This is a genomic window from Pedobacter sp. AC464, from assembly GCF_979253075.1.
The window spans coordinates 1,035,705-1,048,366 of record NZ_CEEDBV010000001.1 but is presented as its reverse complement, the minus strand read 5'-3'; the positions used below and the strand labels follow the sequence as shown (position 1 = coordinate 1,048,366).

General features: G+C 39.8%; 10 protein-coding genes. 4 read left to right on the top strand and 6 right to left on the bottom strand.

Annotation, left to right across the window (positions count from 1 at the left end; translation table 11 throughout):
* Positions 1 to 8: 8 nt before the first annotated feature.
* The gene (locus tag AC0IWT_RS04510) at positions 9 to 977 is read right to left on the bottom strand and encodes a KpsF/GutQ family sugar-phosphate isomerase (RefSeq protein ID WP_471796168.1); all 969 of its coding nucleotides are present in this window, start codon (positions 975 to 977) and stop codon (positions 9 to 11) included.
* A gap of 91 nt (positions 978 to 1,068) precedes the next feature.
* On the opposite strand from AC0IWT_RS04510, the gene recQ reads away from it, so the two are divergent.
* The 3 genes from recQ to AC0IWT_RS04495 all read left to right on the top strand — a co-directional run bounded on the left by recQ (position 1,069) and on the right by AC0IWT_RS04495 (position 4,874).
* The gene (gene recQ / locus AC0IWT_RS04505) at positions 1,069 to 3,258 is read left to right on the top strand and encodes a DNA helicase RecQ (protein ID WP_056872303.1); all 2,190 of its coding nucleotides are present in this window, start codon (positions 1,069 to 1,071) and stop codon (positions 3,256 to 3,258) included.
* A gap of 84 nt (positions 3,259 to 3,342) precedes the next feature.
* Positions 3,343 to 4,155, top strand: coding sequence for a 3-deoxy-8-phosphooctulonate synthase (gene kdsA / locus AC0IWT_RS04500; protein WP_471796167.1), 813 nt, complete (start codon positions 3,343 to 3,345; stop codon positions 4,153 to 4,155).
* Positions 4,156 to 4,172: 17 nt separating this feature from the next.
* Positions 4,173 to 4,874, top strand: a complete 702-nt coding sequence (locus AC0IWT_RS04495) for a YqjF family protein (protein WP_471797204.1) — start codon at positions 4,173 to 4,175, stop codon at positions 4,872 to 4,874.
* A gap of 18 nt (positions 4,875 to 4,892) precedes the next feature.
* Here AC0IWT_RS04495 and AC0IWT_RS04490 read toward each other — a convergent pair whose 3' ends face one another.
* Together AC0IWT_RS04490 and AC0IWT_RS04485 are read right to left on the bottom strand one after the other, a co-directional pair.
* Positions 4,893 to 6,779: an OmpA family protein gene (locus AC0IWT_RS04490; protein ID WP_471796166.1), complete on the bottom strand. Its 1,887-nt coding sequence runs from the start codon at positions 6,777 to 6,779 to the stop codon at positions 4,893 to 4,895.
* 38 nt (positions 6,780 to 6,817) lie between these two features.
* Complete coding sequence (locus AC0IWT_RS04485; RefSeq protein ID WP_471796165.1) at positions 6,818 to 7,441, bottom strand: 7-carboxy-7-deazaguanine synthase QueE; 624 nt, start codon at positions 7,439 to 7,441, stop codon at positions 6,818 to 6,820.
* 106 nt (positions 7,442 to 7,547) lie between these two features.
* Between AC0IWT_RS04485 and AC0IWT_RS04480 the strand changes: the two genes are divergently transcribed.
* Complete coding sequence (locus tag AC0IWT_RS04480) at positions 7,548 to 7,883, top strand: Rieske (2Fe-2S) protein (protein ID WP_471796164.1); 336 nt, start codon at positions 7,548 to 7,550, stop codon at positions 7,881 to 7,883.
* 173 nt (positions 7,884 to 8,056) lie between these two features.
* Here AC0IWT_RS04480 and AC0IWT_RS04475 read toward each other — a convergent pair whose 3' ends face one another.
* The 3 genes from AC0IWT_RS04475 to AC0IWT_RS04465 form a co-directional block, all read right to left on the bottom strand.
* Positions 8,057 to 8,938, bottom strand: a complete 882-nt coding sequence (locus tag AC0IWT_RS04475) for a bifunctional 5,10-methylenetetrahydrofolate dehydrogenase/5,10-methenyltetrahydrofolate cyclohydrolase (RefSeq protein ID WP_471796163.1) — start codon at positions 8,936 to 8,938, stop codon at positions 8,057 to 8,059.
* 130 nt (positions 8,939 to 9,068) lie between these two features.
* Positions 9,069 to 10,856 (bottom strand): translation elongation factor 4, encoded by a 1,788-nt coding sequence (gene lepA / locus AC0IWT_RS04470; RefSeq protein WP_056872297.1) that lies wholly within the window; start codon positions 10,854 to 10,856, stop codon positions 9,069 to 9,071.
* Positions 10,857 to 11,007: 151 nt separating this feature from the next.
* Positions 11,008 to 12,432: an MATE family efflux transporter gene (locus AC0IWT_RS04465; RefSeq protein WP_471796162.1), complete on the bottom strand. Its 1,425-nt coding sequence runs from the start codon at positions 12,430 to 12,432 to the stop codon at positions 11,008 to 11,010.
* Between the last annotated feature and the right edge of the window lie 230 nt (positions 12,433 to 12,662).

The window sequence follows — 12,662 nt, the reverse complement described above, 5'->3', positions numbered from 1 at the left end:
ATTTAAATCTACACAATGCCCTCATTCAATAAATCGTGCAGGTGTATGATGCCAAAATAGGTATTTTTGTCTAAAACTAATAGTTGCGTAATGTTATTTCTTTTGATCATGGCGAGCGCATCAACCGCAAGCGCTTCACGTTGAATGCTTTTAGGCGTTTTCCCCATTATTTGTTGAGCGCTTAAATTTGCAATGTCAGTATTATTCTCCAACATCCGCCTAATATCACCATCTGTAATGATTCCTAAGACCTCATTTTTCTCATCAATAACAGCAACTGCACCCAAACGGTTTTTACTAATTTCGATTAAAACCTCTTTAACTGATGCCAACGGACTTATTGAAGGTTTTTCGTTTGAAGAAGCTAAATCGCCGGCTTTCAGGTAAAGTTTTTTGCCTAGAGAACCGCCAGGATGGTATTTTGCAAAATCAGATTCATTGAACGCCCTGCTCTCCAATAAACAAATTGCAAGCGCATCGCCCATGGCTAACTGTGCAGTGGTGCTGGTTGTTGGCGCCAAATTATGCGGACAGGCTTCTTTCTCCACCGAAGTATTTAGTATAAAATCGGCATGCTGGGCCAAAAACGACTTTGTTTCTCCAACCATGGCAATGAGCTTGTTTTTTGCGCCTTTTAACAACGGTATCAGCACCTTGATTTCCGGGGTATTGCCGCTCTTCGACAGGCAAATTACCACATCATCAATCTGGATCATTCCCAAATCGCCGTGTATTGCATCTGCTGCATGCATAAAAATCGCAGGTGTACCTGTAGAATTAAAGGTTGCAACAATTTTCTGGGCAATTATGGCACTCTTGCCAATGCCGGTAACGATAACGCGACCTTTGCACTGTAAAATGGTTGATACCACTTTTTCAAAATCGTCGCTTAGGTTTTTCGCAACGTTTAAAATTGCCGCGGCTTCCAGCTCCAATGTGCTTATAGCTGATTGGATAATTGATTTTTTACTTTTCAAAGAGAAAAAAATTGTTTGTTGATACTTGAATTTCTTGTAAAATTATGTTATTTTGGATAGAAAAATAGCATCGCATATTTTATTACACAAAATGGACGTGAAAAAGTCGTTATTTGATAACCTGCAAAATTTCTTCGGGTTTGATAATTTCAAAGGTGATCAGGAGTCGATCATTACAAATATTTTAGAAGGCAATAACACTTTCGTTATTATGCCAACGGGCGGAGGGAAGTCTATTTGCTATCAATTACCAGCTTTAATGAGTGAAGGAACAGCTATTGTTATTTCGCCATTGATAGCATTAATGAAAAACCAGGTTGACCAACTCAGGGCATTTGGTGGAAATGACAGCATTGCTCACTTTCTTAATTCATCCCTAAACAAATCAGAAATTACACAGGTCAAATCTGACCTCTTGAGCGGTCAGACAAAATTGCTTTATGTGGCACCGGAGTCTCTGGCGAAACAAGATAATATTGAGTTTTTAAACCTGATAAAAATTTCTTTTGTCGCCGTTGATGAAGCACATTGCATTTCTGAATGGGGTCACGATTTCCGGCCCGAATACCGTAAAATTAAACAAGTTATTGCCGGGTTAGGTAACAATATTCCAATCATTGCGTTAACCGCAACGGCAACTCCAAAGGTACAACAGGATATTATGAAGAACCTTGGAATGACTGAGGCTACTTTATTTAAATCATCGTTTAACAGGCCAAATTTATTTTATGAAATCCGGCCTAAAAGAGATATCACGAAAGAAATTATCAAATACATAAAATCCAACCCGGGAAAATCTGGTATTATTTATTGTTTGAGCAGAAAAAAAGTGGAAGAAGTTGCTGAAGCTTTAAATCTTAATGGAATCAGTGCGCTCCCATACCATGCCGGCCTCGAACCAAAGGTACGGGCAGAAACCCAGGATAGATTTTTAATGGAAGATGCCGAGGTAATTGTTGCAACTATCGCCTTCGGGATGGGCATTGATAAGCCAGATGTGCGTTTTGTTATACACCACGACGTGCCGAAAAGCATGGAAGGCTACTACCAGGAAACTGGCAGGGCCGGAAGGGATGGAGGTGAGGGTGTTTGTATTGCTTTTTATGCTCAGAAAGACGTAGACAAGCTTGCAAAGTTTATGAAAGACAAGCCTGTTTCTGAGCGGGAAATTGGTACCCAAATATTGAAAGAAGTAATTGATTATGCGGAATCTGGCGTTTGCCGCCGTAAACAGATCCTTCACTATTTTGGAGAAAATTTTAACGAAACGGGTTGCAACTGCATGTGCGACAATTGTAAGAAACCGAAAAAGCAGTTTGATGCTGAGGAGCAACTCTCAACACTTTTAAAGTTTATTGATAAAACCGGCGAAAAATTCGACGATGCACACTTACTTAATGTGTTTTTAGGTTTGGAAACTGCCCAAACCATCGCTTACGAGCACAGTAAGGTTCCTGAATTTGGTATTGGCAAACAAGAAGGTGAATTGCTTTGGAAATCAGTCATCCGCCAGGCTGTTTTAAATAATTATCTTTTTAAAGATATTGATAACTATGGCTTATTAAAACTGACCAAACAAGGGAAAGATTTTATCATTAACCCTTATAGCTTGAAATTCATTTTGAATGAGCCGATTGAAACCGGTGCAGATGATGACGATGATGATTTGAAGCACGGTACTGGTGCGCTAGACACTCATTTGCTGCAACTGCTTAAGGATTTGCGGAAAAAAATCGCGAAGCAAAAAAGTGTGCCGCCTTTTGTTGTTTTCCAAGACCCATCGCTCGAAGAAATGTGTACACATTATCCGGTTACGATGGAAGAACTTCGTCAGATTTCTGGCGTAGGCTCTGGTAAGGCAATGAAGTTTGGGACGCCTTTTATAGAATTGATAAAAAAGTATGTTGAAGACAATGATATTGAGCGCCCAATTGACCTGATTATTAAAACTCAGGCCAATAAATCGCAAATGAAAGTATCGATTATCCAAAACATCGACAGGCAGATTGGTTTAGAAGATATCGCTGATTCGAAGGGTATTACCTACGAGGAAATACTTAAAGAAGTAGAATCAATTGTAAATTCTGGTACAAAACTTAACCTGAACTATTTCATTGATGAGGTTATTGACGATGATAGGCAGGATGAAGTCTTCGATTATTTCAGAGCTGCAGAAAGCGACTCGATTGATGAGGCATTAAACGAATTGGGTGAAACAGACTACACTCGTGAGGAAATACAATTAATGCGGATAAAGTTCATGTCGGAACTAGGAAACTAACTTAGGCTTTTGATGCAGCTATTTAAATTGAAGCGTAACCGTTTTTAATTTTGCTTGTTGCATCTCAGGTCTCAAACATCAGCTATGCTTAATTATTTAGATAAGATTAAAAACACAGAATCGGGCAATTTCTTTTTAATGGCGGGACCTTGTGCAATTGAAGGCGAAGACATTGCGATGCGGATTGCTGAAAAGATCATCACAATTACGGATAAACTTCAAATTCCATATATTTTCAAAGGGTCTTATCGAAAGGCAAACAGAAGTAAAGGAAGTTCTTTTACCGGGATTGGCGATGAGAAAGCTTTGCGTATTCTGGAGCGTGTTGGCCGCGAGTTTGGCGTACCAACGGTAACTGATATACATGAAAGTGGAGAAGCTGCCATGGCTGCTGCCTATGTTGATATACTGCAGATTCCTGCTTTTCTGTGCCGGCAAACCGATTTGCTAATTGCAGCTGCAGAAACTGGTAAGGTTGTCAATGTAAAAAAAGGTCAGTTTTTATCGGCCGGTTCCATGAAATTTGCCGTTGAAAAGATTAAGGAAGCTGGAAACGAAAAAGTAATTTTAACCGATAGGGGGAACACTTTTGGCTATCAGGATTTAATTGTTGATTACAGGGGTTTGCCAGAAATGCAAAGTTTCGGTGTGCCTGTTGTAATGGATTGTACGCACTCTCTGCAACAACCCAATCAAAGTAGCGGTGTAACTGGCGGTAAGCCAGAGCTTATTTCGACGATAGCAAAAGCAGCGATTGCAGTAGGGGCAGATGGTTTATTCATTGAAACGCATCCAGACCCCGCAAACGCAAAATCAGATGCCGCCAATATGTTGCATCTTGATTTGCTGGAAGACACGTTGACGAAATTAATCCGCATCAGACAAGCAATTTTGTAATTTTGGAAGCTTCTAAAGTGTTTCTAACAGCCGAATGGCGCAAATTAGCCTTGGCGCAATATCAGGTCGATAAAAATATATTGTCGAAGTACTTACCTCCACACACTGATCTAGACGACTGGCAAGGCAAATATTATGTGAGTTTGGTAGGCTTTATGTTTATTGATGTGAAACTGCGGGGCTTCAACATTCCGTTTCATACTAATTTTGAAGAGGTAAATTTGCGTTTTTACGTTAAATTTAAAGATGGTGACGAGTGGAAACGCGGAGTTGTTTTTATCAAAGAAATTGTTCCTCTGCCTGCGATAACTTTTGTGGCAAACACAATTTATAAAGAAAATTACCAAACATTGCCCATGAAGCATGTATGGATTGACCAAGAGCATCAGCTTGAAGTGAACTACCTTTGGAAAAACAAAAGCTGGCATAAGTTTTCTGTTACGGCTGCATCAAAAGCAGAAGAAATTGCTGTCGGAAGTGAAGAGGAATTTATTACCGAACATTATTGGGGTTATACTGAAATTGGCCCAGGTAAAACCTCCGAGTATGGCGTAGAGCATCCTCGCTGGCAAGTTTATTCAGTAAAAGATTACACTATAGAAGTCGAATTTGGCACAAATTATGGTGAAGACTTTGCTTTTTTAAACCATGCAAAACCTGATTCGGTAATGCTTGCCGAAGGTTCTGAAATCAGGGTTTTGAAGGGGAAGAAGTTTTAACCCGGGTTTCTTCAATAACTAAACTTTCGTGATTACAAAAGAGGTCCGGCGGTTACTTTTTCTTCCAACCTCGGTGTTGTTATTAGCGACAGGAGTGCTTGCTCCGAAACCTTTAAATGTAAGCCTACTACCACCGATACCATTTTTAATTAAGTATTCGTAAACCGCATTAGCCCGGTTTAATGATAGTTTCTGATTTAATTTCGCATCGCCCATGCTATCGGTGTGTCCTTGGATTTCGATGTTGACGGTTTCGTTGTGGTTGAGGAAGTCGATTAACAGATCCAATTCCCTAATCGATTGTGGGAGGAGATTGTACTTATCGGTATCGAAAAAGATATTCCGAAGGGTCACATTTCCGCCCTGTTTTATTTTTTCAATATAAACTTCTATCTGATAAGGCTTCTTAATATCTTCCGGTTTGAGAGCGAAGTTTTCGGAGTAGAAGAGATAACCCTCTGCATTTACATTGAAGAGGTAATCGCTTCCAATCGGCATTACGGCCAGAAACTGACCGGTTTCGGGGTCGGTGTAATCGCCGAAAACCGTTTTATTTGATTTTAAATCGATAACCTGAACGTTACTTTCGATAGTTTTCCTGGTATCCTTATCTTTTACAATTCCTTTTACGTAAGATATTTTTTTCGGTTTGGCCGTTTCCGGTATTCCAAAATTATAAATATCCTGTTTGCCGAAACCATCTTTTAAGTTTGAAGAAAACATTCCGGAATTTCCGTCAGCACTTACAATCAGGCCGCTTTCATCATCAAAAGAATTTATTGGGTAGCCTATGTTTAAAGGCTTTTGAAACTTACCGGCTTCATCCATCCTGCTGTAAAAAATATCTTTATTGCCAAAGCCCGGCCAACCATCAGAAGAAAAATAGAGCGTTTTTCCGTCAGCATGTAAAAACGGTGTGTTTTCGTCAAATGGCGTATTAATTTCAGGGCCTAGGTTTATGGCAGGTCCCCATTTCGCATCATCGGTAATTGTACTTTTCCAAATGTCGTATCCACCTAAACCTCCGGGCCGGTTGCTAATAAAATAAAGGGTTTTGCCGTCAGGACTTATTGCCGGTTGTGATTCCCAATATTCGGAGTTTACAGGTTTGCCCACATTATAAGGCTCGCCCCAATCTTTACCTTCACGATGGGAAACATAAATATCGCATCGGCCTAGTCCATCGGGGCGGTTACATCCGGTAAAGAACAAGTATTTCCCATCTGGGGAGATGGTTTGGGCACCTTCATTAAATTTGGGTGTGTTGATATTAGTTGATAAAGGCGTGGCGGCACTCCACACATTGCCGTTAAACTTTGCGGTCCAAAAATCCTCATTTCCATTTATCTGGCGGGTAAATATCAAACTTTCTCCATCAGCCGTCAGGGCGGGGAAATATTCTGAATCAATTGTATTTACCCCATTCCCAAGATTAACTGGTGTGTAGGTTACCGCATTTTTAATGTTTAAGGCCGCAAAATCGCAGTCTACAAGGTATTTTCTAGCCCGCTTTGCCCTGTCAGATGAACCATCCAAAGCCAGAAATACGCCAAAATCTTGTTTTGCCTTTTGGTAATCCTGAGTTGCAAATTCCATTTCCGCAAGGTTATAGATAACAGCTGGAGCAACGTCTTTATTGATGACCATCGCCCGCTGATATGCTGCTTTAGCATCTGCGTATTTCTTTTGCCTTTTAAACACATCTGCCAATAAAATGTAAGCCTCCTGAAAGTTGTTGTCAATCTCAACAGCACTTTTTAATGCTTGTTCAGCACCTGCAAAATCCGATTGCTCTAAAAGTGGTTTAGCTCTATCAAAAAGCGTTTGGGCTTTTCTATTTGGAGCATTTTGCGCATCGCAGAAAAAGCCCGGCAGAATAAGGATTAAGAGAAACCAGAATTTCATTACATTAACATTTGCTTACCAAAGCTAATGTAAACTATTTAAGGAATATTTAAAAATTTGTGTGTTTGAAGCGAAATTTCCCATTTTGGGTTTGCCATAACGTATTCAATAATCAATGGCGTAATTTCTTTCGATTTAGACCATTCGGGCTGTAAATACAATTTGCAGGTAGGAGATACCATGGCGGCATATTCCTCGGCCCATTTAAAATCACTTTTGTTAAAAACGATAACTTTTAATTCGTGTGCGAACTGGGTAATGTCTGGTCGCGGAGCCTTAAACTTCTTTGGTGATAAACAAATCCAATCCCATGTGCCAGAAAGTGGATAGGCGCCCGAAGTTTCGATAAAAGTCAAAATGCCACGTTCTTTTAGTTTTTTAGTGAGGTAATCGAGGTTGTAGATTAAAGGCTCTCCACCAGTAATTACAACAGCCTTGCCTGGGAATTTATCGGCATTTTCGACAATAACGTCAGCTGTTGTTAAGGGGTGCATTTCAGCATCCCAGCTTTCTTTAACGTCGCACCAATGGCAACCCACATCGCAACCGCCTAAACGAATGAAATAAGCCGCTTTGCCAGTGTTAAACCCTTCGCCTTGTATCGTATAAAATTCTTCCATTAAAGGAAGTAATGTGCCGTCTTCTGGTATGTCTTGTTTCATTTTTGAGGATGCAAATATCTTAAAAAAATACCAGCAAGCAGTTTCTCTTTCAAAAATTAACTCAAAGATGAAATAACACTGATATTTAAATAGCTATTTTAGTACCATGAAGTGGTTTAAGGCATTGAATAAAGCTCAAATTCCTCACGTTAACACGATAAAAACTGTTGAAGTTGGTGGAAAACAGCTTTGCATTATCAATAATGACGACAAAATTATCGCAACACAATCTTCTTGTCCCCATGCCGGAGGTCATTTTTCTGGTGGCTGGTGTAAAAATGGTCACTTGATTTGCCCTATACACCGCTATGCTTACAACCTTGAAACCGGCCGCGGTGCAGAGGGGCAAGGCGATTACATTAATATTTACGCAAATGAAGTACGTGAAGATGGACTTTATATTGGGTTTGAAGAAAGCTGGTGGACTAAACTTTGGGGCTAGATTAGTAAGCTCTAAAAGGTTAAACTAATTTAGTCTAAGCTTTTTATCTATTTAAATCTAGCTGGATAAATGTGCATTAAAGGCTATAATAAAAAAGCAACCTATTTTGTAGGTTGCTTTTTTATTATTCCGTGTCTTAAAGCTTGCTATATCTTTCTTGATTACCTTTTCGCTTAAGCATATATTTCTTTTCTGGCTGAAGCCAGTGTGTTTTTCAATAAGCCAACAATTGTCATTAAACCAACTCCACCCGGAACCGGGGTGATAAATGACGATTTCGGAGCGACGTTTTCAAAGTCTACATCACCATAAAGTTTGAAACCCGATTTTGTTTCAGAGGAATTTTCGCGGTTGATTCCGACATCAATAACAACTGCACCAGGTTTTACCATATCCGCAGTAATAAAATTCTTTTTTCCAATCGCAGCGATGATGATATCAGCTTGTAGCACCTGCTCTTTTAAATCTTTAGTGCGGGAGTGCGTAAGCGTTACCGTGCAATTGCCTGGGTTTGTGTTGCGGGCCATCAAAATACTCATCGGACTGCCAACAATATTGCTTCTTCCCACCACAACGCAATGCATTCCGGTGGTATCGATATTGTATTCCTGAAGCATTAATAAAATTCCATAAGGCGTAGCAGGGATGAAACAAGGTAGATTACGCATCATCCTTCCTAAATTAACAGGGTGAAAACCATCAACATCTTTGCGGTAATCGATGGTTTCAGTGACTTTTTCAGGGTCTATATGTTTCGGTAAAGGCAATTGAACAATTAACCCATCAACATCATCATCCTGATTAATTTCTTCAATTTTTGCCAATAATTCAGCTTCTGTAACCGAATTATCATACCGATGCAGAGACGACTTAAAACCAACCTTTTCGCAGTTTTTCATCTTACTGGCCACATATGTTTCGCTACCTCCATCGTTACCAACTAAAATAGCAACCAAATGGGGCTTGCGACCGCTTTTAGTTAAAAACTCTGCAGCCTCTTCAGCAATTTGAACTTTAATTTTTTCTGATACGTATTTGCCGTCTAATAATTCCATTTTAAAAGCATCGGGTAAAGAAAATCAAGTATCAAAAATTAATTTTCTACTTGATTACACTTTATGATTTTAAGTACTATTTAAATTCGCAGGAAATCTCGATACCTTACACTTGTATCTTGATACCTATTTAATCCAATTTCAAAACGGCCATGAAGGCTGTTTGTGGAATTTCCACATTTCCAACCTGGCGCATCCGTTTTTTACCTTTTTTCTGTTTCTCTAACAACTTACGTTTACGCGATATATCGCCGCCATAACATTTGGCTGTAACATCTTTACGCAAAGCACTAAGCGTTTCGCGGGCAATGACTTTTGCGCCAATTGATGCCTGAATTTTAATTTCGAACTGCTGACGGGGAATTAATTCTCGCAGCTTCTCACAAATTTTCTTTCCAAAATCGTAGGCATTACTACGATGGATAAGTGATGACAAGGCATCAACAGGTTCATCATTCAATAGCATATCCAAACGAACTAAGTCTGATTTGCGATAACCCGTTTGATGATAATCAAAAGATGCGTAGCCTTTTGAAATCGTTTTTAGTTTATCGTAGAAATCGAATACAATTTCACCCATTGGCATTTCAAAAACCAATTCTACCCGGTCAGAGGTTAAGTAGGACTGGTTTACGATAATTCCGCGTTTTTGAATACAAAGAGACATTACCGGACCAACAAATTCAGCTTTGGTAATGATGTTTGCCTTGATGTATGGTTCTTCAACCGAATCCAGTTTGCTAGGGTCTGGCAAATCTGAAGGATTGTTAACAATAATTTCATCGCCTTTAGTGGTGTGGGCAATGTATGAAACGTTGGGAACGGTCGTAATCACGGTCATATCGAATTCACGTTCTAAACGCTCCTGGATAATTTCCATGTGCAACATGCCTAAGAATCCGCAACGGAAACCAAAGCCAAGTGCCGCCGAACTTTCCGGTTCGAAAACTATAGATGCATCATTTAACTGAAGTTTGTGCATCGCTTCGCGAAGTTCTTCAAACTCATCCGTATCAACTGGATAAATTCCTGCAAAAACCATTGGCTTAACTTCCTCAAAGCCTTGTATTGCATCCAAAGAAGGTCTGGCAACGGTCGTAATCGTATCCCCAACTTTTACCTCACGCGCTTCTTTAATGCCGGAAATTATATAACCAACATCTCCGGTTTTTACCACGTTGCGGGGAGCCATATCTAGTTTTAGAATACCAACCTCATCAGCCAGATATTCTTTACCGGTATTGATAAATTTAACCTTATCGCCTTTTTTGATTTCACCGTTAACCACTTTATAGTAAGCGATAATGCCGCGGAAGGAGTTAAAAACGGAGTCAAAAATTAAGGCTTGTAAAGGTGCATCAGGTTCGCCTACGGGTGCAGGAACACGATCTACGATAGCCTGAATAATATCAGGAATACCCATTCCGGTTTTGCCGGATGCAGGAATAATTTCTTCACGCTTACAACCGATTAAATCAATAATCTGATCCTTAACTTCCTCAGGCATTGCACCCGGAAGGTCCATTTTATTTAAGATCGGAATAATCTCAAGGTCGTGTTCTAAAGCTAAATATAAATTCGAAATCGTTTGTGCCTGAATTCCCTGAGAAGCATCAACAATTAACAAAGCCCCTTCGCAGGCCGCTATTGAACGCGAAACTTCGTATGAAAAATCTACGTGTCCGGGTGTATCAATTAAATTGAAATTGTACTCGATATCTCCAACTTTGTAGTTCATTTGTATGGCATGACTTTTAATCGTAATGCCTCTCTCACGCTCCAAATCCATGTTATCGAGCAATTGCGCCTGCGCCTCACGCTGCGAAATCGTCGCTGTATATTCTAATAACCTATCGGCCAAGGTACTCTTACCATGGTCGATATGTGCAATAATGCAAAAATTACGTATATGCTTCATCTTTGCGCAAAGATATAGTTTTTAATGGAAAATTTAAGGTTGAAAATAGGGAGGAAAAACCTTTGGTTGGTGGTGCAGAAATGCCCATTACAACCAAAACATTCTTTTTTGTAAATGCGCATCTTCGTACCATTGTAATGTAGTGATGAGATTAAACCATTGTTTTCTTCCATTTACCTTTTTTAAATAAGATAAATGCTGCAACTGCAATTCCAGCCTCTGCGGTTGGAATGGCTATAAAAACACCCGTCGGACCCATTTCTAAATATTTGGCTAAAAAATAAGCCAGTGGAATTTGAAACAACCAAAACGCGAAAACATTTATTTTGGTCGGCGTCCAGGTATCACCCGCACCGTTAAAAGCACTGCTGAAAACCATCGCGGCACCGTAAATTACAAAGCCGAAACTTAGAATTTTTAATGCTTTCCCTGCAATCGCAATCACCTTCGCATCCGAGGTAAAAAATGCAGCGAATAAATGGCCACAGGTAAGAAACAGTACGCTAACTATGGCCATGAAAATAATGATGTATTTCAAGGTTTGGTAAACTGATTTCTCGGCCCTGTCGATATGACCTGCACCTAAATTTTGACCCACTAAAGTTGCAGCGGCGTTACTTAAGCCCCAGGCCGGAAGCATGAAAAACATCATCAAACGTAGCGCCGTTTGGTACCCAGCCGAGCCTTCATCGCCACCGGTTGTTGCCACCAGTTCTGCAAGGAATACCCAACTGCAGCTTGCGATTACAAATTGAAAAATAGCCGGAGCAGCAATTTTAATAATTGCTTTTATTTGGGTGAGATCTGGAATGAAATGAATGATACGGATTTTTAGCGCATTTTTTCCGTTGAATAAATTATATACCTGATAGAGCACACCCAAACCACGGCCAATAGTTGTTGCAATGGCCGCACCTGTTAAACCAAATGCAGGAACTGGCCCGAAACCGTTGATAAAAATAGGGCAGAGGATGATATTGGCAATGTTTGCAATCCATAAACTCCGCATAGCGATTGCTGCATTTCCGGCTCCTCTAAAAATCCCGTTAATTAAGAAAAGCAAGACAATAATGATGCTACCACCCATCATAATCTGAACAAAATTGACTCCCTGGTTTGCCGTTTCTACGGAGGCACCCATCAGCAGGAGGATGTCGCGGGCATAAATAAAACCTGCAACACTTATCAATATATTTATAGCTGCCGCAATTACGATGGTTTGCATGCCAGCTTTCGATGCTGCTTCAGGATTTTTTTCGCCGATTCTTCTTGCAACAACTGCTGTTGCAGCCATACTCAAACCAATTGCAAGTGAATAAATAATTGTTAAAACAGACTCTGTTAAACCGACAGTTTGTATTGCATAACTACTGTTCTTTAAATGCCCTACAAAATACAAATCGACCAACGCAAAAACAGATTCCATCGCCATTTCCAACATCATCGGAATGGCCAGTAATATTATTGCCCGTTTAATACTTATCGAAGTTAAATCAACCTCGTTTCCTTTTAACGATTGGATGACTACATCAAAAAAAGATGAAAGCTTGCCCTGTGTCTTTGTCGACTGTGACATAAAAAATATATGTAAAATGTTATGAATAAACCAAACGATATGCCGCTAGGCGACATATACCTGAAATTGAAATTGGAGGGTATCCTCGGTTGCTTAAAACCTCAAACGGATTGCAGATACTATCATCGTTCTGTTCTTTTTGATGAGTCAAAGATAGATAAAATTTGCAATTGTCAAATTTTCATGACTGATTTTTAGCAGGTTGATTGATTTTCTCGCTGCACTAAACG

Coding starts and splice junctions, on each gene's coding strand:
- recQ (WP_056872303.1), top strand. CDS start 1,069: ATGGACGTGAAAAAGTCGTTATTTGATAACCTGCAAAATTTCTTCGGG.
- kdsA (WP_471796167.1), top strand. CDS start 3,343: ATGCTTAATTATTTAGATAAGATTAAAAACACAGAATCGGGCAATTTC.
- AC0IWT_RS04465 (WP_471796162.1), bottom strand. CDS start 12,432: ATGTCACAGTCGACAAAGACACAGGGCAAGCTTTCATCTTTTTTTGAT.
- AC0IWT_RS04485 (WP_471796165.1), bottom strand. CDS start 7,441: ATGAAACAAGACATACCAGAAGACGGCACATTACTTCCTTTAATGGAA.
- AC0IWT_RS04475 (WP_471796163.1), bottom strand. CDS start 8,938: ATGGAATTATTAGACGGCAAATACGTATCAGAAAAAATTAAAGTTCAA.
- AC0IWT_RS04490 (WP_471796166.1), bottom strand. CDS start 6,779: ATGAAATTCTGGTTTCTCTTAATCCTTATTCTGCCGGGCTTTTTCTGC.
- lepA (WP_056872297.1), bottom strand. CDS start 10,856: ATGAAGCATATACGTAATTTTTGCATTATTGCACATATCGACCATGGT.
- AC0IWT_RS04480 (WP_471796164.1), top strand. CDS start 7,548: ATGAAGTGGTTTAAGGCATTGAATAAAGCTCAAATTCCTCACGTTAAC.